Genomic DNA, 21,343 nt, shown 5'->3' on the forward strand with positions numbered 1-21,343 from the left:
GGAGAATCCATGGAAAAACACTTTGTAATCATAGGTGGCGGCCAGGCGGGAGCGATGGCTGCCGCCTATTTACGCCAAAAAGGCTTTGATGGACGTCTCACACTAATTTGTGATGAAACCGTTATGCCCTATGAGCGTCCACCTTTGTCAAAAGCGGCACTATTAGATGACGACCCCCAGTTGCAGTTTATCCTGCCAAGCGACTGGTGGCAGCAAAATAAAGTCAACATAATGCAGCAATGCACGGTAAAAGCCATTGAACCGCAACAGCAACGACTGTGCCTAGAGAATGATACGTTTATAGACTTTGATAAGTTGCTAATCACTACCGGAGCTTGTGCTCGCCGTTTTCCGTTATTAGATGAACTCGGAGAGAGAGCGTTGACTTTACGTCATCATCGAAATGCTCAAACTTTGAGGTCTCATCTGCAAAATCAGGAGCGTATCATCGTTGTCGGTGCCGGAACTATTGGTCTGGAAGTTGCCGCCAGCGCACGCCAAAGCGGATGTGAAGTGACCGTAATTGAAGCCGCTCCGGTATTGATGGGACGCAACACACCTAAGCCGGTACAAGAATATCTGCTAGATTATCACCAAAATCGTGGCGTGAAGTTTTACTTCAATGCCCAAATTGAGTTAGCCGAATCCGCTAGTGACGTCACCCTTACGCTGCAGGACGGTCAGCAAATCAAAGGCGATCGAGTAGTATACGGCATAGGTATTGAACCAAACGATCAGCTCGCTCAACAGGCTGGTCTGGAAACACACAATGGCATTATCGTGAATAACCAATGTCAGACATCCAACCCAAATATCTTTGCCGCTGGAGACGTCACCCTGTGTAAAAATGCGCAAGGTCAACTGGTACGCAAAGAAACTTGGGAAAATGCCAACCAACAAGCCGATATCGCAACATCGGCAATGCTGGAGCAACCTTTTAGTCAACCTGGTGCGGGCTGGTTCTGGACCGATCAATACGATCTTAATCTGCAGTTCGTAGGTGATATTCACGGTGAGCACTGGAAAATCCGTGGTGATGTATCAACTCACAAAGCAATCTGGTTTAACGTAGTAGACAATCAGGTAAAAGGCGCCATCACTTTAAATCAAGGTCGCGAAATCCGTGTACTAAGAAAGTTGATCGATTCAGGTAAAGTTGTCGAGATACCGTCCATAACTGATGAGACTGTGGCACTAAAAAGCCTGTTAAAATGACCTCTCCTCTGCCAAGACAAAGTAGCCGAGCCACACTCGGCTACTTTTTGTGTTCCTAACCAAACGAGTCAGACCACTGACAACACCTCATTAAGAATCCTATTAACAATTCCATCATTATAATTGCCATTAATGACTAACTGTTTCTAAACTTCAAAGTACATTTCTCATCTAAACAAGATGGAGGTTTCAACATGGCCAGGCAAAAATCTTTTCCTACTCAACAAGATGGACGACTTTATCTAACCGAGGGAGGGACGGAAACGGAACTGATGTATAAGTACGGTTTTGATTTACCCCAGTTTGCCATGTACCCCCTACTCGATAACCCCGCTGCGGTTGAAAAGATGAGAGAGATGTTCCGAAGTTATCTGGACGTCGCGGCGAAACATAAGGTCTGTGCACTTATGGGTGGGCTCGACTACCGCGCCAGTCCTGACTGGGGAGCGCTATTGGGCTACTCTGCAAAAAGTCTCGCTGACGCCAATATTCAATGCATCGAGTTTCTTCGTGAGGTCGCAAAAGAGTACGCCACAGATATTCCGGAAGTTCTGTTCCAAGGTTTAATCGGACCACGAGGCGACGCCTATTCCACCAATCACAAGATCACAGAGAATGAAGCCGAATACTATCACTCTGTTCAGTTAGAGACCTTGAAAAAAGCGGATGTCGATTTAGCGTTGGCCATCACCTTCAATAACATCCCTGAATCAATCGGTGTTGTCCGAGCAGCTCAGAAGATCGGTGTGCCTCTCGCCATTTCACTGACATTAGATAGCAGTTCGAAACTTAATTCAGGCCCCAGCTTAGCCGAGGCAATAAAAACGATTGATAGAGAAACAGACAACGCAGTCGAATTTTATTTGATCAACTGCTCTCACCCAGTGGAATATGAACCTGCGATTGAGAATAGTGACTGGATACATTGAATTAGAGGCGTTCGACCAAACGCATCCAAGATGGAAAAACTCGCGCTGTGTAAGCTTGGACATCTCGAGGATGGCGATCCCGTAGAACTGGGCGAGCAATGTGGCGACCTGGCTAAACGATACCCGCACATGGACATTTGGGGTGGCTGTTGCGGAACCTGGGATAACCACTTGGACGAGATCGCCAAACAGGTCATCGCAGCTAAAACCAAAGAAGATTAGCTTACTTTTCGGTTTGAACTTACAACAAAGCTCTCTAACAAATGGGCTTTGTTTTTGTTTACTAAGAGAAAAGCGATAATGCTAACCAAAGACAACCACGTGACTCCAGAAGTGATCAATCAAGCCTATAGATAGCGCCCTCGTAACATTGCCGCTAGTTCACAAAATTTTTCATTTCCCAAGCATCACAACGGTGGCGATCTCATCACCCGACGTGGTACAGTCGGTGCCCCTATTATTCTCGATCAATTATCTATGGGCTGTATTTATCCGTAAACGTATAAAGAGAGCTCAATCAGGAGGCACTAAACAACCTGATCGACCCAAGCGATTTTAACAATCGTAAATAACTATAAAAAATAAAAATACAATACTTTTGAAGACAATAACGTATCCCTCGCTTTCGACTACTTGTTATTTTAGAGAGAGATTACACCCCAATGAACAACGCAACTGGTATAAATGAATTAAACCAGCTCAGTTCTGACAGAGAAAAAATGGTTGATATTGTCTTAATCGGAGGAGGTATCATGAGCGGGACGCTCGGTACATTCATCCAACAACTAGAGCCCAACTGGACAATAGAAATGTTTGAGCGCCTTGATGATGTCGCTCAAGAAAGTTCCAACGCATGGAATAACGCCGGAACGGGGCATGCCTCTCTTGCGGAATCTAATTATACGCCAGAGATGCCGAATGGCCAGGTCACGATAGGTAAAGCTGTTGATATTTATGAACAATTTCAATTGTCTCGTCAGTTTTGGTCCTATCTGGTAAAGGAAGGCACAATTAGTAACCCAGGTAGCTTTATCAAAAGTGCTCCTCATATGAGTTTCGTCACTGGCGAAAACAATGTCGAGTTTCTGCGTAAACGCTTCAAATTGCTTCGAACTATTCCTCTTTTTGATGGCATGGTTTATTCAGAAGATGAACAACAGATCCGCTCTTGGGCTCCATTACTGATGGAAAATCGCGATCCAAGCCAGCCTGTTGCGGCCACCCGTTCTCGTTTTGGTACTGATGTGAACTTTGGCGCTTTGACACATCACATGGTTGACGCCCTTAGAACAAATCACAACTTCAAACTCAACTTGCAACACGAAGTCCGTTCACTGAAACACCAGCCTGATGGTACCTGGAAATTAAAAGTGAAGGATTTTAGTAGGAACAAAACCCGTACTGTTCATACCAAATATGTATTTATAGGCGCAGGAGGCGCATCCCTTACGCTCCTGCAAAAATCAGGAATAAAAGCAGCCAAAAGCTATGGTGGTTTTCCTGTTGGTGGTCAATTCCTAGTGACCGAAAAACCTGACATCATTAAAGCCCACAAAGCCAAAGTATATGGCAAAGCCCCCGTCGGTGCCCCACCCATGTCGGTGCCACATATGGATACCCGAGTCATAGATGGAAAAGAAGTGGTTCTATTCGGCCCATTTGCAACCTTCTCAAGTAAGTTCCTGAAAAATGGTTCCTTATTAGACTTGTTTAATTCCGTACGCCCATCAAACTTACTGCCAATGACACAAGTAGGGATGAAAAGCTTTGATCTTATCAAATACCTTATCGGCCAGCTAACACAGAGCAATGAAGACCGAATGAATGCACTGCGCGAATTCTTCCCGTCGGCAGACATCAAGGATTGGTCTTTGGTACAAGCAGGTCAGCGCGTCCAAATCATAAAGCATGTGCCAGGTAAAGGTGGTGAATTACACCTCGGATCCGAACTTGTTCACGCTGAAGATGGTAGCCTCACCGCCTTATTAGGCGCATCACCAGGTGCATCTGTTTCGACTTCGATAATGCTTCAATTACTTGAACGTTGTTTCAGTAACGAGATGGCTTCAGATAAGTGGAAGCATAAAATTAAAGAAATGATTCCATCATATGGGTTGCCATTAATCGAACACCCTCAATTGAATCAGGAAATTTTACGTACAACGAGTGAAATACTGCACTTAGAGCAGGACTTACTTGAGGTTCGCTCGAGTAAAGAAAGTATAGTGGAGCAAAACGAACCAGTTTATGCCTGCAGGGCTTAATCTCCTGCGGTTTTCAACGTTTTATTCCCCTATTCTACTCAACTTCCATAACAAAAATACCGCCCGTCAAGGGCGGTATTTTTGTTCTTCAAATGCATGAAAGGTAAGGAAAATCCTGAACCTGACATAAATTCCTGCAATTCTCAGTTTAAACCCAAATGTTCTTGTGGGCTCATTGAACGACTAAAAAGCAATCACTAAGAACATAAGAATAAATATGGCCACCTGTCGCCATATTTATTAATGACAAAACACTCAACTAATAACTTTCAAAACTTGATCGAGGTCAAATTAGTGCTACTTTTTATGTATGGGTTCTCTGTTTTTGAGAGTACACCCATACAAGTCGAAGCTGATTTTTCATTTTCAGATAAGCATTTTTTCATTTTCAGATAGCAGAAAGCTTGCAAGATTGTGACAAAGATGATTATCGGGATGACATCAAGAACAAATGAATTGGAACTTAGTCTTTGTGTGTGCCTAATATCCTGTTCATTATAAGGTACTGTTATGAAAGCGTTAATTACAATCTTATGTATGTTTTTTGCGTTTACCGCTACCGCTGGTGAACGGATGGTTCAAAACAACAAAAAACTATACTCAGATACATTTGCTAGTAAAGAAGAAGCGATCAATGCTGGTTTCAATATGTACGATTCACTAGCGAGCGCAAATGACAACCAGTTACGTTGGAAACTGAATCCTACTGGTCAAAGCGTTGTCGGACATAGTATGAATGTAGAAAGTGCTCAAGTGAGGGTTGAGGAAGTCCCAGTATCTAGAGGTACTGTTGAGTATCGTGCCATTGTTGACGTTGATTTCAACTACAGAGTTAATGAAGACGGTCGCTAAACGACAGGTTTTGAGATGAATAAATAAAAGGCGAACGACTCATTGAGTTGTTCGCCTTTTCTATATAGGTATATGCAGATGGTATTTAGTTTAAACTAACAAATTTTTCTGTATTACCCGCTTCTTTCGCAGCTTTAAAATCTTTGGAAATACGTTCTAACTCTAAATATGCATAGCTATGCTCATTATAACTGCATACGTTCAAAGATATGGCTAACTTGTACACTGATAGCGCTCGGCTCATATCGCCATGTTCCATATAATACTTACCTAAATAAAAATAAGCTTCGGTAAGTCGCTGTGCCATCACTTTATTATCTGTTGTGCTATTAGTAACCAGTTTAACAGCATTTTCTTCAGTTATTTCGTTTAGCAGTATACCCGCTAACACCCAACCCCACTCATCGGTGCGGTTTTTATAACTCTCTTGTAACTTTGCCGTTGCTGCAGTTTTATCAACGTCCGATTCTATAATGTATAACCAGATAGCACGGAAAGGATCATTCGGGTTGTCCTCATGGAAAGTTTTCATATCTTCCAGTGCAAGTTCTGGTCTTCCACCATAATAAAGTGCAATTGCACGGTTGTAGATAGCCTGTTTATTACTCGGGTCCAATTCAAGAGATGAATAAAATGCGTCATAGGCAGCATCAAACTGACTCAGTTGGGTGTAGTACATCCCAAGCAGATTGTAGATATCAGGTTGTTGAGGGTTGATCTCCAGCGACTTGGCGTAGTCTGTACTCGCCAAATCTCTTAACCCAATCTCATCATAATAGAGACCTCGTTTTAAATAGATTTCTGCACGAGCCTCATCGTCGAGTTCTTTATCTGTCAGGAGATGATTTAGTTTTGCAATATTAGCCTCTGCCATTGCATTCGGTTGCAACGGTACAGCCATAGCTGGATAAACTAATTGTTTTTCATTTCGGGTTGAGCTTTCTTGTGAAATGTCTTGCTCAACAAGGTTACATCCTGTCAAAACAATCAGCGCACCTAGACTATAAAACTTATACCATTTAACCATATCTTTACTCCAATTCTACTCCCTGAATCAGCTTGGGAGTCATTCGAGCACCTTTATAACACAAAAAATAATCAAACTGCCAACTATTAACCAAATACTCAATAAGGATCTCATTGTTACTGATCTAGCGAGTGATCACTTTACTTAAATGTCTTTTCCTTGCTGTCTATTTGCATGTTATCGAAATGCATAGCTCTCCACACAAATTGGCTAATCATTATTTCGTCAAGCCATCAAGTGCTACTCGCAAGGGAGCATAAACAAAAACAAACACCAATGAACACAAACGATCAAAATAATGTTCACTTATTGATCATTGTGTACATTTGTGTTTTTATTGCTTCAGTGACCGATTAAAAAATGAGGAATGCAATAATGATTAAACTGATTATCACGGATATGGATGGGACGTTTCTAAACCGTCATGGGGATTACAACCGCGAATTATTCCAGCAAGTAGTCACCAGCATGCAAGAGCATGGTGTGAAGTTCGCCCCTTGTACTGGCAAGCAAGTTGAACGGGTTGAAGAACTATTCGGAGAACAAAGCAAAGATTTCTGGATACTCGGTGACAGCGCTACTCGTATCAAACATCAGGGACAGATTATTTATCAATCTCTTCTCAATAATGCGTTAGGTCTTAATATCATTCAGCAATTAGAATCTATCCAAGGCTCGCATATCGTCATTGCGTGTACCCCCGAATTTGCTGCTATCAAACGAGATACACCCGAGCATTTACGCACCTTAGTAAGAACCTCTTATGCTGAGGTAAAATTGGTCGATTCATATACAGATATTGATTCTGATTTCGTAAAGATCACTGTTTATGATGAGAACAAACAGTGTCCACTAATTCGTCCTCAACTCTCTCACTTTGACGAACAAGCCTATATCGTTGTATCAGAAGCTGCATGGATCGATATTGCGAATGCTGGCGTTCACAAAGGAACCACCGTTGAAAAACTGCAATCCATCGTCGGAGCAACAGAAGCTGAAACCATGGTATTTGGAGACGGATTCAATGATATCGAGCTAATGGAACGTGCTCACTTTAGCTTTGCCATGCGTAATGCTTTTGAAGAAACGAAAGCGGAGGCAAACTATATTACCCGTTCAAATGATGAGGATGGTGTAATGCACACGATTTTACAGTTCCTAGCCCTGCAAACAAAATCATAACCTGTTCCTTAAGTTGGGCTGGCCACTTTAAAGCTGGAAATTCGATAAGCATAAACGAACAGATATGAACACAAAGCGTGTTTGTTTATAATGGTTGCACTAGTTCATGAATAGAAAATGAGGCTCTTCTCCGCTTTCATGAGTCAAACAACATCAATGAACCTATCATAATCACATGATTTATAATGCTTATTTTTATTATAAGTTTGTAGTGTATTTTGTCGTCTTTGTATTCCTCGTTGTTTTGCTTTAAAGGTCAGTGTGTCGAATCTTGTTCAATAGAAGAAGTGTCCCAATCAGTTTTCGTTCGTTGCCGTCGAGACCGAAGATATAAGGTCAAAGATCCAATCACAGGTGCAACCTGCACCGTAGACCACTATGTCAAAAGACGACTTCAGGATCTGCCTGTTAGCGGACGGCCATGCACGATAGAAGTTGAACTGGCTAAAACCAGAGATAAAGACGGAAGACGGCTAATTGAAGATACTGACTATGTCTCTAAAGGAGGTCGCTATACCGCTCGCTTTTGCAAGTTTATCAGTGGATTATGCCGCCACATGAGCATACATGCCGTGTCTCAGCATTTAGGTATTCGGTGGGAAACAGTCAAAAACATCGATAGAGAATACTTGCGTTCAAGCCTGCCAGCTTTAGAACCCGAGAAACTAAAGAACTTACTCCACATTGGCGTTGATGAAGTAGCTAGAGCTAAACGACACGATTATATGACCGTCGTTTACGACCTTGTTTCTGGTCATTTAATTTGGGTAGAACATGGACGAAAAGCAGAAGTCCTTATCTCATTTTTCGAGCAACTATCAGAGGAAACAAAGGCTGGAATTAAAGCGGTATCAATGGATATGGGGCAAGCTTACCAATCAGCGGTAAGAAAAATGTTACCTCATGCAGACATCGTTTTTGACCGATTCCATGTGATGCAAAACTACTGCATTTTAATCAGAAAAGAGAGAGCGAAAGCTTTTAGGATTGGCTCGCACGATGAGAAAAGGATGCTTAAAGGCACACTCTTCCTCCTACTGAAAAATGCACAGAAATTGGATGACAAGCAGTCTGACAGACTCGACGATTTACTTGAGAGTAACAAGACGTTGTGCGTGATTTATATGCTAAAAGAGCAGCTACAAGCGATATGGGATGAGCCTTGTTACGAGACCATGACAGCCGCTCTTGAAGCTTGGTGCCGTCTAGCAAAGTCAACTCGGATAATGTCACTAAGCAGCTTTGCAGACTCAATATTAGAAAGAAAAGTAGGTATCTGTAACTACGCAAAATACAAGCTGACCAACGCTCGGGTTGAGGCTGGCAATGTATCTATAGGGTTACTCAGACGAAGAGCCAGAGGAGTAAGAGATACAGATTATTTTAAGTTGAAGATCAGACAAACATCGGTTCCTGATACCCACTCAACTTTTTACCCAAATATCAAGCTCACCTAAGCGGAGAAGAACCGAAAATGATAATGGAAAAATTTTCACCAGAAGAACGCCATCAGTTAATCCTGAATTTACTCAAATCTCATAATAAAGTGATGGCAACTGACCTAGCCGTGCAACTTGGAACCACCGAAGCCACGATTCGTCGAGACTTACGTTTTCTAGCCAATGAAGGATTATGTAAACGAATTCATGGCGGTGCGCTGTCTCTCGTGCCACCGACAGGAACGCAAGAGCAACGCCTGGAGAACAGAAATAGCGAAAAACAGGCTTTAGCACTTGCAGCACTAACTATTATCAAAGCAGAGCAAGTCATTTTCCTAGATGCCAGCAGTACCCATATGTTGCTCGCAAGCCTGTTACCTACTGATATCGGTTTAACGGTCGTAACTAACAGCCCAGCTATCGCCACCCGACTACTGGATAGGCAACATATCAGAACCATTCTTATTGGTGGTGAATTGAATTATGCCGTTGGTGGAGCCATCGACATTACAGCCGTTGAAGCACTAAGCAAATTTCGATTTGATCTTTGTTTTATGGGGATTTGTGGATGGTCGTCTGAAGCAGGATTCAGCGCGATTCACTATCAGGATGGTGAGTTCAAACGCCATGCAGCATCAAAAGCTGGCGCAATTGTTGCGTTATGTACTGAGGACAAAATTGAAGCATTAGGCCCCTACCCATTTATGGAATCTAAGGACGTTGATTACCTAATCTGTTCTCCAAGCAATACGGTAGCAAAAGATTATTTCAGCCAATTAGATTGCACCGTGATTACCACTAATCCTCTTTAACGAAAAACTCTAAGGCTTCTAAAGTTGATATGCCGACTATCGTTCAGACAACTTGAATTAGGCCTATCAACTCTACCAAACACAAAGTTGGTAAGCCTCATTCGTCAATTGTCTGTTTACGTCCTTTTAATACCGCCTACCATTTTAGCGTTCGACTAAACTCTTCTCCTTAAATGAAACCTTTTTGATAGAAGTTGGGAAAAATCTACCTGATTAATCTACACTTTCTACTTCCTACCAATTCATTTTTCGACGTTCCTTGAGGGAAACATCATGAGAATTTCACCTTTGGTATTCGCTTTACTTTCCGCCAGTGGGACCACTTGGGCGGCAAGTCCAGCAAAACCTTTTGCAGATACGATCTATGTTGGCGGCGAGATTATTACGGTTAATGACTCCGAACTTACCACTGAAGCTTTAGCGATTAAAAATGGTCGCATTTTAGCGGTCGGTAAAGAATCAGAATTGATGAAGTTACGAGATGATCATACGAAAATTGTTGATTTAGATGGTAAAACGATAATTCCAGGCTTTATCGATGGTCATGGACATGTTTTTAACACGGGCATTCAAGCATTATCTGCGAACTTACTTGCCGATCCTGATGGTAATGTAAATAGTATTGCGTTGCTGCAAGAAGAACTAAGATCTTGGGTGGCGAAGCCAGAAAACGGCAAGCATGGAATCATCCTGGGGTTTGGTTATGATGACTCACAGCTAAAAGAGCAAAGGCATCCTACTCGCCAAGAATTGGATGAAGTATCTAAAGACCTTCCGGTACTTATTATTCATCAGTCAGGTCACTTAGCAACGTTGAACACTAAAGCATTGGAGTTGGCAGGTTTGACGGCTGAGAGTACCGATCCTGATGGCGGTAAGATTCGTCGTGAGAGTGATGGAAAAACACCTAATGGTGTGCTGGAAGAAACTGCTTTCTTTGGGACCTTGCTACCGCTATTTGCCAAACTCAACGCCAAAGAGAATGAAGTCATTTTTAAAGCGGGTATGGAGCTTTACGCAAGTTTTGGTTATACCACCGCTCAGGAAGGCCGCGCTTCAACGTCGGCAGTGAAAACCATGTACGACTTAGCTCAATCGGGAAAACTCCCTATCGATGTGGCCGCGTATCCTGATATTCAAGTGGCTCAAGAGGTTATCTCGCCTCCGTATTACTCAAGTGAGTATTCTAACGGATTCCGCGTGGCGGGAGCTAAGCTTAATCTGGATGGTTCTCCTCAAGGCAAAACCGCTTGGCTAACGGAACCTTACCTTGTTCCACCTGTTGGTCAAGAGAAAGGCTACAAAGGTTACCCGAGTATGAGTGATGAACAAGCCGCTGAGCTTATAGAGTTAGCACACCGTAATGGGTGGCAATTGTTAACCCATGTCAACGGTGATGCTGCAATTGATCAATTGCTTAATGGTATTGAAGCGAGTGAGAAAAAACACGGTGTACCTGACCGAGGTTTTATTGCAATACATGCGCAGACCGCTCGTAAAGATCAAGTAGAGCGATTTAAGCACTTGGGCGTTTTTCCGTCGTTTTTCCCAATGCACACTTTCTATTGGGGTGATTGGCACATGAATTCCGTTTTAGGCAAAGATCGAGCAGAGAATATCTCGCCAACCGGCTGGGCTCGAGATTTAGGCATGATTTATACCTCTCACCATGATTCTCCTGTGGCTCTGCCTAACTCAATGCGTGTTTATTCCGCGACAGTTAACCGCGTAAGTCGTACTGGTCATGTTTTGGGGCCTAAACAACGCGTGTCGGCGCTGGACGGATTAAAATCGCAAACATTATGGGCGGCCACTCAATACAAAGAAGAGAAAAGCAAAGGTTCTCTGGAAGTAGGAAAACTCGCTGACTTGGTTATTTTGTCTGAGAACCCGCTCACGGCAAAACCTGAAACACTGGCCGATATCAAAGTATTAGAAACGATAAAAGAAGGGCTAACGGTATATTCAAGTGATCAACAAGTCGCCGCAGGTAGTTGCGTAAACACTAAGCGATGTCAGGAAATCGCAACTGCCACGATGATTTCTGCCGGGCTATTGCATCACTCCCACTGATCTTTTTTCAGTCTCTTACTTTTAACAAACAATTAGGAAGCCAGTTGTGCTTCCTATTTGTTTAACCAACTCTATCTCTAAAATATGGATATATTTGAAAAACAACAATGAATCGCCGCGATTCACTGGCATACAGTTTGTTCTTACAGGCGATTAAAGAAGTTAATAATCTCGTTCAATCGTCAAAAGGGCCTAACGTTGGTAATTTAAGATCCAAAAATTTTCTTACCCATGACCAAACTAAATGCAGTCTATGAAATAATCAGCAATCGTATTGAATGATAGCGCTTGTCTCATTCAATTTTCTACTGACTTAATGTAATAGTGGCAAGCCTAACCATGTTGTGTAACAAGCTAAAACGCATGAAAAAACTTAACCTCATTTTTGTCGCTTTGATCCTTAACTTGTTAGTTGGGTGTTCCTCCGCTTCGGCCATAAGCCAAGATAAAACAACAAGTTATTCCAGATCACATCAGCTTACAGGTAAAGCTTCATGGTATAGTCAAAAGTTTCACGGAAAACGTACTGCAAGTGGTGAACGATATAACAAAGGAGCTTACACAGCGGCTCATAAAAGCTTACCTTTTGGAACAATCGTGAGAGTCACCAATACAGCAAACGCCAAAAAGGTAGATGTCAAAATCAATGATCGAGGTCCTTTTGTAAAAGGCAGAGTCATTGATCTTTCACAAGAAGCATTTGAGCAAATAGGCAACATCAAAAAAGGCGTCGTGCCGATCAAAATCGAAATTATTGATGATAGTAATACCTTCACATATAAACATTAATCCCCCCACATATCGTCCAAATTGTCTTTTTATAACCATATCGATCACCATGGCTGAGTGCCAAAAGTGAGTTGGCGCCTGGCACACAAGCAAGACCTAGAGCAGACAATAACCGTTGAACAGATTGCTCCGCTCATTGGCATCGGCCAACGACAATTGGACCGTTTATTTCAACAAAAGCTTGGCGTTTAAAACATGTGTACTGGCGATTGACACATTCTAGCCATGACCTTGTGCAACTTACAGATGAAGTTAGTGTTAGAGATATCAGCTGTCTCGGCATTGCTTAATGATCAGAATGAATAAGTGAAGTAGATAACTTTGTTTTTCCTGATAAATTGGCTGCTGACACAGCCAAAACGATACGATTATCTAATGAAAGAAGGCTTATACGTTTTAGGCAAGTTTATCTACTTTGAAAACTGATTTCACTTGTCACGTAAACAGGTATTTTTAATGTATTAGATTCAGACGGAACATATTCTAGTTTACTTAAAGCCTTTAACGCGATGAGATCCCACTCCCCCTCGGGAGATGACTCTACAATTGTAGGGTTAAATATCTCTCCATTCGAGTCTATTAAATAGTTGATTTGTACATAACCAGCTATTTTTGGCACATCAATATGAGGCTTTAAACTGAACCTAAAATCTTCAGATGTCTGAACCCAATAATCTTGTAAGTCCTGTAGCTCAACTTTAATTGGTGATTGTGTCAGATATACTTCCTGCTTTGATGCACAACCACTTAAAGCTAAAAGACTTATCGATAATAAACTCAAAATTCTCATTTACACTCCTTGTAAAATATAACACCTCGTTATGGGGTGAGTAGCATAATGCTGAAGCTTATTAAGCCACCTTATAATTTATAATCAACAGGTTAAATGGATAAAAGAAGGTTGGTTCACAAAATCGAGCATTCGCTCTAGGTTGACCTGATTGATGGCAGACAATGAACATTGCTAGCCTCAGCCACTGAAAAATGGAAAATTAGGCCTCACCTGTTAATGTTCTAGTCCAATTGTTTTAGAGTATGCCTCCTACGGTAGTCGATTTAACTAAACAGTGAATTTATGCAAAAAAACTCTGATCTTATCCATCAGGCCAATCGCGAAGCATGTTGGGCGATACTTCTTGCTCTGGGCTACTTTGCCTGGTGGTACTGTGGTGCCTATGTTATCTCTGCGCCAAAAGACGAACTGCAACTCCCTCAATTATACTGGGGCATGCCACTGTGGTTTGTATTGTCATGTGTACTTGGCCCCATCCTTTTTACCGTGCTATGCGCGCTAATGGTTAAATACCTTTATAAGGATATCCCCCTCGATAAATACGACGACGAACATTATGAATAGCCAGCTTATTATTCCTTTATGTATTTACCTTTTTGCGGTTTTCGCTCTGGCATTCCTGACTCGCCGTTATCACAAGCCGGGGAACTTTCTTACCGAATACTTCGTGGGAAGCCGCAGTATGGGAGGATTTGTCCTTGCCATGACGCTGGCGGCAACCTATGCGAGTGCCAGTAGCTTTATCGGCGGACCGGGAGCGGCTTACAAAATGGGACTGGGCTGGGTGTTACTGGCAATGATCCAGCTGCCGGCTACCTGGCTGACTCTGGGCGTTCTGGGGAAAAAATTTGCGATAGAAGCAAGACGCCATAACGCGGTGACGATCAACGATATGTTATATGCCCGTTTTAAGAGCCGAAAAGTAGTGATCTTCTCTTCACTTGCTCTGCTTCTGGCCTTTTTCGGAACCATGGTAGTGCAATTTGTTGGTGGAGCCCGCCTGTTGCAAACTGTGCTTGGGATCAGCTATCAGAACGGACTGCTGCTATTCGCCTGTACAGTCGGCATATACACGACTATTGGTGGTTTCCGGGCTGTTGTTCTGACTGACACCGTTCAGGGGGTGATGATGGTCATCGGCACCATCGTTCTGCTGGCTGGTGTTATTCATGCTGGTGGGAGTCTGGAAAACCTGGTCACCAAACTTCACTCCATTGACCCTGCTCTGGTGACACCATATGGTCCGGATCATTTCCTGAGCCAGCCGTTCATCCTGAGCTTTTGGGTTCTGGTCTGTTTTGGGGTGATAGGGTTACCTCAGGCTGCTGTACGATGCATGTCATACAAAGACAGTCCTTCTCTCCATAAAGGTATGGTGATCAGTACGATTATGATTGCATTACTGATGTTTGGGACTCACCTGACCGGAGCTTTAGGCAGAGCACTCGTGCCAGAGATTGCCAGCCCGGATCAAATCATGCCAACACTGATGATGACGGTTCTGACCCCAATGTTTGCGGGAATTTTTCTGGCAGGGCCAATGGCGGCCATTATGTCGTCTATCGATTCACAGCTGATTCAGGCATCATCGACGCTGCTGAAAGACCTTTATATAAACTATATCAATCCCCAGATCGTTGAAGACAAGCGTGCAGACAGTAAACTGAATCGAATCTCACTGTGGACGACGGCTATCTTCGCCAGTCTGGTTTTTGTTGCTGCGACGAATCCTCCAGATATGATCATATGGCTGAACCTTGTGGCATTGGGAGGTCTTCAGGCCGTATTTTTATGGCCGCTGGTATTTGGTTTGTACTGGTCAAAAGCCTCGGCAACCGGCGCATTTAGCTCCATGGTCATTGGGCTTGGTGTATACATCAGCTTAGTTTGGATCAAACCCGATATGGGTGGTGTTCACCCCATCGTTCCGACGATGATTACAGGCATGCTTACGTTCGTTATCGGCAGTTTATTGAAGCCGAATGCTTCTGAAAGCAAAGAGCTAATATCAGTCAAAACATACTGCACACAGAAAGAGCAATAGTTGATAAAAGCGACATGCTCATGGGCACAGATAGGCGCAATTGTTACTACCTGTGCCCAATAAGGAATGACTCAATTCCAATTCCGTATATATAGGCAAAGTTCAGATGGGAAAAATTGGGCTGGATTTGGTTAAACCTAGATACGACAAAGCCCGCTATAAAGCGGGCTTTGTGTTTGTTCATGAAGAACTAAATTTGGTGGGTCCGGGCGAACTCGAATCGCCGACCCCTACCATGTCAAGGTAGTACTCTAACCAACTGAGCTACGGACCCAAATTTTGTGTTCCTGCTTACCATTCAAATCAGAATGGTGCGTCCGAGTGGACTCGAACCACCGACCCCCGCCATGTCAAGGCGGTACTCTAACCAGCTGAGCTACGGACGCATTTCTCTGGAACGAGAGGGATATTAGCCAGAAGCTATCTGGGGTGCAAGCATAAATTCACTAACTTTGAATCGTTTGGCGAAAATGTAAACTCAACACCCGTTTTCAGGCGTATTTATAAGCGAAACATACCTAATACGGGTATAAAAATGTGATCTAGGTAACTTTCGAGTTTTTGCTTAATTATCATAAGGTACGTCACTCAGCATCCAGATCTGTAAGGTATAAGAAACATCAGGACAAGAACCGAACAGAATTTGGTATTTAGGTTCAAATGGTTCACCGATATAGGTGGTACGAATCAATTCGCCGGTTTTAAGATCCACTTGAGTGACAACTCGTCCTTTGAAGTTTTGAAAAATGACAAACTGCTCGCTGTGATAAACCATTTGATCTCGATAAAACAAAAAATGGTCTTCTGGTGTATCAGTAAGCCTACATTCCAACGGCTTTAAATTAGGAAAAGCAATAGCATTTGAAACGAACAGCAGCAGAGCAAAAATCCATCCATATCGCATAGCACTAACCTACTTTTTGTTTCTCTTTTCAAAGTATAGGACTGATATCCAAATTACTTCTAAATGCTTGGTCCTAAGTTACTAAAAAGGCTTTGACTCAAACAAGTCAAAGCCTCAGCCAAGATAAATTTTACTTATCGTTTTCTAGATCACTAATCGTTTATTGTTACTCGTTTGGAACATCAAACACCACGTTGTAGTTCTCGGTGTAAGTACAGTTTGGTTGACGGCTACACGTGAAAAAGCGTCGGCCTTTAAATTCGCCTTGGCTGGCTGTCTTAATTATCATCGGGCTGCTGCACTTTTTACAAAAACGCACCTCTTTATCCGGCTCGATCAAATCGATGTGCGCCGCAAGTAAACGACGTAATCGCCCTACTTGATAGCTGTGTTTTATCGATGTACCAATTAACGGTAAATTGGCTGTTTTACACACGTGAATCAGCAGCTTTTGTCGCGCAGCCTTGCCTTTGTTGAGAGGCTTTCCATCATCCAACTCTAAGATCACTCGCGGTTCTAACGTACGCGGGTCACAAATTACATAGTCAAAATAGCTTCTGGAAATACGGTTACTCGCAACAAAAAGCTGCCTTTTGTTTTTAATGTCCTTCGGCGCAACCAAGCTGGACATATTAACTTTACTAAATATCACCGCGTGATCGCCAACAGCCGTTCTTAAGGCATTGAAAAACGCAGCTTCTTGCCCTCTTAACAACGCGCCTTTTGAGCGATATGAGTAGTCTCGGGTGTCATCATGCTTGAGCACATACTTTTGAATAATGAAGAAAAAAACAACCAGAAGAACTACGATGATAAAAATGTTGGTCATAGAGAAATCGAGCCGAAAACAACAAGTTGCTCAAGCCTAAATCGAAACGTTGACCAGAGCAACAAAAGGGCTCAATTTTGCAATAATGGTGAGATTCAGGGTAGGAAATGAGCTTAACAGAGGCCTCTATTAAGCTCTAAGATCTAGCTGTTGGCATCCGGTTGATGCTCTGGCATTGCATCAATGAAAGCCGGAAGTTGGTAACAGGCTTCAACAATCGAGTTGATTATCGGATAAGCGGCCAAATCAACACCAAAGCGCAACGCATTATACACTTGCGGTACCAAGCAAATATCAACGATAGACGGCGAATCGGTCAGGCTGAACTTACAATCACCATACGTTTTTCGATGGGCTGCAAGTTTTTCCTCCAATGAAGAAAACCCTTTGTTAATCCAGTGATGAATCCAGGCAACTTTACGCTCTGCATCACACGCCAACTCCCCTTCCAGATACTGCAAGACGCGCAAATTATTCAAAGGGTGAATCTCAATGGCAATATCCTGTGCCATGGAAAGCGCTTGATATCGCAAAGGCGAACGCTTTGGAATGACAGCAACATCCGGATAATTTTCATCAAGATACTGAATAATAGCCAGCGACTGGTTTAATCGAAGCTCACCATCCACCAGCACCGGCACCAGCTCAGAGGCATTCAGTTTGTGATATTCCTCGCTGTGCTGCTCTCCTCCCTCACGCACCAAGTGCACCGATTTTGATTCATACTGGATCTCTTTAAGATTCAGACAAATGCGCACACGATAAGCCGCGGAAGATCGCCAATATCCATAAAGCGTGATCTGTTCGCTCATTCATTTTCCCTGCATTAATGCTTCAAGTACTGGCTAACTTGTTGATCAATCGAACCGAAGATATTGTTGCCATCTGCATCAAACATCTCAAGTTTGATTGCATCACCAAACGACATAAAGTTCGTCGACGGTTTACCATCGCGTATGGTTTCAATCATGCGCACTTCAGCAATACAAGAGTAACCGACGCCACCTTCTTCAATCGATGTGCCATGTTCAGTACCTTGTTTGTTAGACACGGTACCAGAGCCTATTATCGCTCCAGCGGACAGCGGACGCGTTTTAGTAGCATGGACAATGAGATCCGCAAAATCGAATGTCATGTCCACCCCTGCATTCGGGCAGCCAAATGGCTTGTGGTTGTAGGTCGATACCAGCGGTAAATGCACTTTGTTTTCATACCACGCATCACCAAGTTCATCTGGTGTTACCGCGACAGGAGAAAATGCAGATGACGGCTTAGACTGGAAGAAGCCAAACCCTTTCGCCAACTCTGCCGGAATCAACCCGCGTAGCGATACGTCATTAACCAACATGATGAGCCTGATCGATTCTTGCGCCTCGGCGATACTCGCGCCCATTGGCACATCACCCGTCACTACCGCGACTTCACCTTCAAAATCAATGCCCCACTCGTCACTGGCAAATTCGATGTTGTCGCAAGGGCCGATAAACGCATCTGAGCCACCCTGATACATCAGTGGATCCGTCCAGAAGCTCTCAGGCATTTCTGCTCCACGCGCTTTTCGAACCAGCTCAACATGGTTTACGTACGCGCTGCCATCTGCCCACTGATATGCTCGTGGCAAAGGAGATTCACAATAGTGCGCTTCGAACTCTTCGAATCCAGCGACGGTGCCATTATTCAGTGCGATGTACAATTCTTCTAATTGCGGTGCCACTACGTCCCAGTTATCCAACGCAACTTGCATCGTTGGCGCTAAATTTCTTGGATGGAACACTTCTGTCGCTGGTACGCAGCGAGTTAGATCTTTACTCACGACCATCAACAGGCCATCACGAGTACCATTTTTCTTGGTTGCTAATTTCATCCTTGCCTCTTATTTTTCTTGCCAACTGTAGACGTATTCTTTGTTTTCTACCTTTTCCAGTTCATCCGAGAACTGAAGCGCGTGGCGCGTATCTATCATCACCGCCACTTCGTCGGTAAACTTCTTCTTGTACTCCTGACCCGCTTTAAATGCTTTCGGGTGAGGTCCGTGCGTAAAGCCAGCCGGGTGGAATGTCACCATGCCCGCTTCAATATTGTCACGGCTAAAAAAGTCACCTGCGTGGTAGAACAAGACTTCGTCATAGTCATCATTGTTGTGGTAGAACGGTACTTTAAGCGCGCCAGGATCACTCTCTATCGGACGAGGAACAAAGGTACACACCACAAATCCTGCTCCTACAAATGTAGTATGTGCGGAAGGTGGTAAGTGGTAACGGTGCGACATAAGTGGACGAATATCACGCCAGTTCACTTTTACTACCGCTAAATCGCCATGCCAGCCAATCGCGTCTAAAGGATTGAACGGATAAGTAATCACGCTAACTTTATCGTGGCGTTTTACCTGAACTTCTGTGCGGTTTTCAGAATATTGCGCGCGGAATTCTTCGTTGATCGACGGTGTTTCCAGTACCGCAGGATCAAACACAGCGTGATTTCCCACCATTCCCTTTTCAGGCAAGGTATAGGCAGCATCGGTGTTTTCTATCATCAGAATAAACATCGGTTCGCTTGGCTCTAAGCGCCAGCTCGTTGAGCGCGGGATCATGACATAATCCCCTTCGCTCACCTTTAAGTGCCCGTAGTCACAGTAAAGATCGGCAGTCCCCTGGTGGATAAACAGCAGCTCATCGCCATCTGCATTTCGTACCAGAAAATCCATCTTTTCATCCATACGCCAAACACGGATTTTGCAGTTAGCGTTATGCAATAAATGTGGCACCGCCCAAGGCGTTATGTGGCTGGCTTTCTCTACGAGATTGAAATCAAACGCTCGTGGGCGTAATTCGCCTTCCCACTCAGCCCAACCTGTTGGTGCGTGTTGATGATGAAAATGTACCGCAGGGCCAAAGAATCCACTTCGACCTGCTTCACGTTCATAAATTGCCTCTTCCGGGAAATCAGCATGTGCTTGCTTTGAGCACACTCCCTCCCGATGAGGGAATGTGATCCATTTATGCATCGTTCAGTACTCCTCGACGAATTTGGTCTTCTTCAATCGATTCAAATAGCGCTTTGAAGTTACCTTCACCAAAACCTTCGTTACCTTTGCGCTGAATGATCTCGAAGAACACCGGACCAATCACGGTTTGCGTAAAGATTTGCAGCAAGATACCGTCTTTCGTTGGTGCACCATCAATAAGGATCTGCAGCTCACGAAGTTTACTGACGTCTTCTCCATGACCTTCAACACGTTGGTCAACTTTCTCGTAGTAGGTATCTGGTGTTGGCATAAAGTCCATACCACGGTCGCGTAACGTTTGAACGGTTTGATAGATGTCATCCGTTGTCAGAGCGATATGCTGAATTCCTTCGCCATTGTATTCACGGATAAACTCTTCGATTTGCGATTTATCGTCCGAGGACTCATTAATAGGAATTCGGATCTTGCCACAAGGTGCGGTCATCGCACGGCTGACAAGGCCTGTGAGTTTACCTTCAATGTCGAAGTAACGAATTTCTCGGAAGTTACCGATGCGCTCATAAAAGCCAGACCACACATCCATGTTGCCCTGTTTAACGTTATGGGTCAGGTGATCGATCTCGTAAAGACCCACATCAGATTTCGCCAGACGCGCTTGCGCATCATCGTAAAAACGGAAGTCGACATCATAAATACTCTGCTTACCGTATCGGTCAACAAAATAGAGCAAGCTCTCGCCGATACCATAAATGGCAGGAATGCTGAGTTCCATCGGCCCGATTTCGGTTTTGTATTCTGTTCCGCCGTTTTGTATTGCGTGCTCAAGCGCCGCCGTGGCATCTTTTACTCGAAATGCCATCCCACACACTGACGGGCCATGTACCTTCGCAAACGCTTCAGCTTGACTATGAGGCTGCGCATTGACGATAAAACTGATGTCACCCTGACGATATAACCAAGCTTCTTTCGAACGGTGCTTCGCAATCTCTGCGAAGCCTAACGATACAAACAGTGCTTTGAGTTGTTCGATGCCTTTACTGTCCGCAGCCGTGTATTCCACAAACTCAAATCCGTCTGTACCTAATGGGTTGTATGCGTCCACCATGACTTTCTCCTTGCGTCATTAATTTGTTTACAGCGTTTCTAAACTATTTTTCTAACTTGGCGCAGGCGGAAGAAAATTGGAATACATCAACCAAAATCTCTGTTTTCAGGTTTTGAAGGTG

General features: G+C 43.6%; 21 protein-coding genes and 2 tRNA genes. 13 read left to right on the plus strand and 10 right to left on the minus strand.

All coding sequences use genetic code 11. From position 1 onward, the window contains the following. Window positions 1-9 precede the first annotated feature (9 nt). The 5 genes from hcaD (at window position 10) to L9Q40_RS12000 (ending at window position 5,260) form a co-directional block, all read left to right on the plus strand. Window positions 10-1,215, plus strand: a complete 1,206-nt coding sequence (gene hcaD / locus L9Q40_RS11980; protein WP_498793403.1) for a 3-phenylpropionate/cinnamic acid dioxygenase ferredoxin--NAD(+) reductase subunit — start codon at window positions 10-12, stop codon at window positions 1,213-1,215. A gap of 194 nt (window positions 1,216-1,409) precedes the next feature. Then, window positions 1,410-2,144: a homocysteine S-methyltransferase family protein gene (locus L9Q40_RS11985; protein ID WP_498793404.1), complete on the plus strand. Its 735-nt coding sequence runs from the start codon at window positions 1,410-1,412 to the stop codon at window positions 2,142-2,144. 30 nt (window positions 2,145-2,174) lie between these two features. Then, on the plus strand, window positions 2,175-2,366 hold the full coding sequence (locus L9Q40_RS11990) for a hypothetical protein (RefSeq protein WP_498793405.1): 192 nt from the start codon (window positions 2,175-2,177) through the stop codon (window positions 2,364-2,366). 440 nt (window positions 2,367-2,806) lie between these two features. Continuing rightward, on the plus strand, window positions 2,807-4,408 hold the full coding sequence (gene mqo / locus L9Q40_RS11995; protein WP_498793406.1) for a malate dehydrogenase (quinone): 1,602 nt from the start codon (window positions 2,807-2,809) through the stop codon (window positions 4,406-4,408). Between the two features lie 510 nt (window positions 4,409-4,918). Beyond that, entirely contained in the window at window positions 4,919-5,260 is a 342-nt protein-coding gene (locus L9Q40_RS12000; RefSeq protein WP_014231685.1) for a DUF3316 domain-containing protein, read from the plus strand. Between the two features lie 85 nt (window positions 5,261-5,345). On the opposite strand, the gene nlpI is transcribed toward L9Q40_RS12000, so the two are convergent. Further along, window positions 5,346-6,287 carry a lipoprotein NlpI gene (gene nlpI, locus L9Q40_RS12005; RefSeq protein ID WP_268669216.1) on the minus strand — a complete coding sequence of 314 codons (942 nt, stop codon included), beginning with the start codon at window positions 6,285-6,287 and terminating at the stop codon, window positions 5,346-5,348. 375 nt (window positions 6,288-6,662) lie between these two features. Between nlpI and L9Q40_RS12010 the strand changes: the two genes are divergently transcribed. From L9Q40_RS12010 to L9Q40_RS12035, 6 genes are all read left to right on the plus strand, one after another. After that, entirely contained in the window at window positions 6,663-7,469 is an 807-nt protein-coding gene (locus L9Q40_RS12010) for an HAD family hydrolase (RefSeq protein ID WP_498793407.1), read from the plus strand. 218 nt (window positions 7,470-7,687) lie between these two features. Then, window positions 7,688-8,926, plus strand: a complete 1,239-nt coding sequence (locus L9Q40_RS12015; protein WP_498791601.1) for an ISL3 family transposase — start codon at window positions 7,688-7,690, stop codon at window positions 8,924-8,926. A gap of 23 nt (window positions 8,927-8,949) precedes the next feature. Further along, complete coding sequence (locus tag L9Q40_RS12020; RefSeq protein WP_243976898.1) at window positions 8,950-9,720, plus strand: DeoR/GlpR family DNA-binding transcription regulator; 771 nt, start codon at window positions 8,950-8,952, stop codon at window positions 9,718-9,720. Window positions 9,721-9,993: 273 nt separating this feature from the next. Continuing rightward, window positions 9,994-11,793: an amidohydrolase gene (locus tag L9Q40_RS12025; protein ID WP_498793408.1), complete on the plus strand. Its 1,800-nt coding sequence runs from the start codon at window positions 9,994-9,996 to the stop codon at window positions 11,791-11,793. 363 nt (window positions 11,794-12,156) lie between these two features. Continuing rightward, on the plus strand, window positions 12,157-12,582 hold the full coding sequence (locus L9Q40_RS12030) for a septal ring lytic transglycosylase RlpA family protein (protein ID WP_372378355.1): 426 nt from the start codon (window positions 12,157-12,159) through the stop codon (window positions 12,580-12,582). A 66-nt stretch (window positions 12,583-12,648) separates the two neighbouring features. After that, window positions 12,649-12,774 carry a hypothetical protein gene (locus L9Q40_RS12035; RefSeq protein WP_498793409.1) on the plus strand — a complete coding sequence of 42 codons (126 nt, stop codon included), beginning with the start codon at window positions 12,649-12,651 and terminating at the stop codon, window positions 12,772-12,774. 214 nt (window positions 12,775-12,988) lie between these two features. Here L9Q40_RS12035 and L9Q40_RS12040 read toward each other — a convergent pair whose 3' ends face one another. Further along, entirely contained in the window at window positions 12,989-13,372 is a 384-nt protein-coding gene (locus L9Q40_RS12040) for an energy transducer TonB (protein ID WP_330470395.1), read from the minus strand. 285 nt (window positions 13,373-13,657) lie between these two features. Here L9Q40_RS12040 and L9Q40_RS12045 point away from each other — a divergent pair, with 285 nt between their 5' ends. Then, window positions 13,658-13,939, plus strand: coding sequence for a YhdT family protein (locus tag L9Q40_RS12045; protein WP_498793410.1), 282 nt, complete (start codon window positions 13,658-13,660; stop codon window positions 13,937-13,939). After that, entirely contained in the window at window positions 13,932-15,419 is a 1,488-nt protein-coding gene (gene panF / locus L9Q40_RS12050) for a sodium/pantothenate symporter (protein ID WP_498793411.1), read from the plus strand. Before L9Q40_RS12045 ends, panF begins: the two co-directional genes overlap by 8 nt. A gap of 197 nt (window positions 15,420-15,616) precedes the next feature. On the opposite strand, the gene L9Q40_RS12055 is transcribed toward panF, so the two are convergent. From L9Q40_RS12055 to hppD, 8 genes are all read right to left on the minus strand, one after another. Then, a tRNA-Val gene (locus L9Q40_RS12055) sits at window positions 15,617-15,693 on the minus strand. Window positions 15,694-15,728: 35 nt separating this feature from the next. Then, a tRNA-Val gene (locus tag L9Q40_RS12060) sits at window positions 15,729-15,805 on the minus strand. A gap of 179 nt (window positions 15,806-15,984) precedes the next feature. Further along, window positions 15,985-16,323 (minus strand): hypothetical protein, encoded by a 339-nt coding sequence (locus tag L9Q40_RS12065; RefSeq protein ID WP_498793412.1) that lies wholly within the window; start codon window positions 16,321-16,323, stop codon window positions 15,985-15,987. A gap of 166 nt (window positions 16,324-16,489) precedes the next feature. Further along, window positions 16,490-17,152 (minus strand): DUF2726 domain-containing protein, encoded by a 663-nt coding sequence (locus L9Q40_RS12070; protein ID WP_330470397.1) that lies wholly within the window; start codon window positions 17,150-17,152, stop codon window positions 16,490-16,492. A 143-nt stretch (window positions 17,153-17,295) separates the two neighbouring features. Next, complete coding sequence (gene maiA, locus L9Q40_RS12075; protein WP_239947817.1) at window positions 17,296-17,964, minus strand: maleylacetoacetate isomerase; 669 nt, start codon at window positions 17,962-17,964, stop codon at window positions 17,296-17,298. Window positions 17,965-17,978: 14 nt separating this feature from the next. Further along, window positions 17,979-19,016: a fumarylacetoacetate hydrolase family protein gene (locus L9Q40_RS12080; RefSeq protein ID WP_014231672.1), complete on the minus strand. Its 1,038-nt coding sequence runs from the start codon at window positions 19,014-19,016 to the stop codon at window positions 17,979-17,981. 9 nt (window positions 19,017-19,025) lie between these two features. Continuing rightward, the gene (locus tag L9Q40_RS12085; protein WP_498793413.1) at window positions 19,026-20,156 is read right to left on the minus strand and encodes a homogentisate 1,2-dioxygenase; all 1,131 of its coding nucleotides are present in this window, start codon (window positions 20,154-20,156) and stop codon (window positions 19,026-19,028) included. Then, on the minus strand, window positions 20,149-21,222 hold the full coding sequence (hppD, locus tag L9Q40_RS12090; protein ID WP_065296749.1) for a 4-hydroxyphenylpyruvate dioxygenase: 1,074 nt from the start codon (window positions 21,220-21,222) through the stop codon (window positions 20,149-20,151). The genes L9Q40_RS12085 and hppD overlap by 8 nt, the downstream gene beginning before the upstream one ends. Window positions 21,223-21,343: the final 121 nt, after the last annotated feature.

Source organism: Allocatenococcus thiocycli, from assembly GCF_921292965.1.
Classification (GTDB): Bacteria; Pseudomonadota; Gammaproteobacteria; order Enterobacterales; family Vibrionaceae; genus Vibrio; species Vibrio natriegens.

What these genes read in the sequence shown, in the direction of transcription:
- L9Q40_RS11990 (WP_498793405.1), top strand. Translation starts at nt 2,175, where the DNA reads ATGGAAAAACTCGCGCTGTGTAAGCTTGGACATCTCGAGGATGGCGAT.
- L9Q40_RS12010 (WP_498793407.1), top strand. Translation starts at nt 6,663, where the DNA reads ATGATTAAACTGATTATCACGGATATGGATGGGACGTTTCTAAACCGT.
- mqo (WP_498793406.1), top strand. Translation starts at nt 2,807, where the DNA reads ATGAACAACGCAACTGGTATAAATGAATTAAACCAGCTCAGTTCTGAC.
- panF (WP_498793411.1), top strand. Translation starts at nt 13,932, where the DNA reads ATGAATAGCCAGCTTATTATTCCTTTATGTATTTACCTTTTTGCGGTT.
- L9Q40_RS12070 (WP_330470397.1), bottom strand. Translation starts at nt 17,152, where the DNA reads ATGACCAACATTTTTATCATCGTAGTTCTTCTGGTTGTTTTTTTCTTC.
- L9Q40_RS12020 (WP_243976898.1), top strand. Translation starts at nt 8,950, where the DNA reads ATGGAAAAATTTTCACCAGAAGAACGCCATCAGTTAATCCTGAATTTA.
- L9Q40_RS11985 (WP_498793404.1), top strand. Translation starts at nt 1,410, where the DNA reads ATGGCCAGGCAAAAATCTTTTCCTACTCAACAAGATGGACGACTTTAT.
- L9Q40_RS12025 (WP_498793408.1), top strand. Translation starts at nt 9,994, where the DNA reads ATGAGAATTTCACCTTTGGTATTCGCTTTACTTTCCGCCAGTGGGACC.
- L9Q40_RS12045 (WP_498793410.1), top strand. Translation starts at nt 13,658, where the DNA reads ATGCAAAAAAACTCTGATCTTATCCATCAGGCCAATCGCGAAGCATGT.
- nlpI (WP_268669216.1), bottom strand. Translation starts at nt 6,287, where the DNA reads ATGGTTAAATGGTATAAGTTTTATAGTCTAGGTGCGCTGATTGTTTTG.
- hppD (WP_065296749.1), bottom strand. Translation starts at nt 21,222, where the DNA reads ATGGTGGACGCATACAACCCATTAGGTACAGACGGATTTGAGTTTGTG.
- L9Q40_RS12000 (WP_014231685.1), top strand. Translation starts at nt 4,919, where the DNA reads ATGAAAGCGTTAATTACAATCTTATGTATGTTTTTTGCGTTTACCGCT.
- L9Q40_RS12065 (WP_498793412.1), bottom strand. Translation starts at nt 16,323, where the DNA reads ATGCGATATGGATGGATTTTTGCTCTGCTGCTGTTCGTTTCAAATGCT.
- L9Q40_RS12080 (WP_014231672.1), bottom strand. Translation starts at nt 19,016, where the DNA reads ATGAAATTAGCAACCAAGAAAAATGGTACTCGTGATGGCCTGTTGATG.
- L9Q40_RS12085 (WP_498793413.1), bottom strand. Translation starts at nt 20,156, where the DNA reads ATGCATAAATGGATCACATTCCCTCATCGGGAGGGAGTGTGCTCAAAG.
- maiA (WP_239947817.1), bottom strand. Translation starts at nt 17,964, where the DNA reads ATGAGCGAACAGATCACGCTTTATGGATATTGGCGATCTTCCGCGGCT.
- L9Q40_RS12040 (WP_330470395.1), bottom strand. Translation starts at nt 13,372, where the DNA reads ATGAGAATTTTGAGTTTATTATCGATAAGTCTTTTAGCTTTAAGTGGT.
- L9Q40_RS12030 (WP_372378355.1), top strand. Translation starts at nt 12,157, where the DNA reads ATGAAAAAACTTAACCTCATTTTTGTCGCTTTGATCCTTAACTTGTTA.
- hcaD (WP_498793403.1), top strand. Translation starts at nt 10, where the DNA reads ATGGAAAAACACTTTGTAATCATAGGTGGCGGCCAGGCGGGAGCGATG.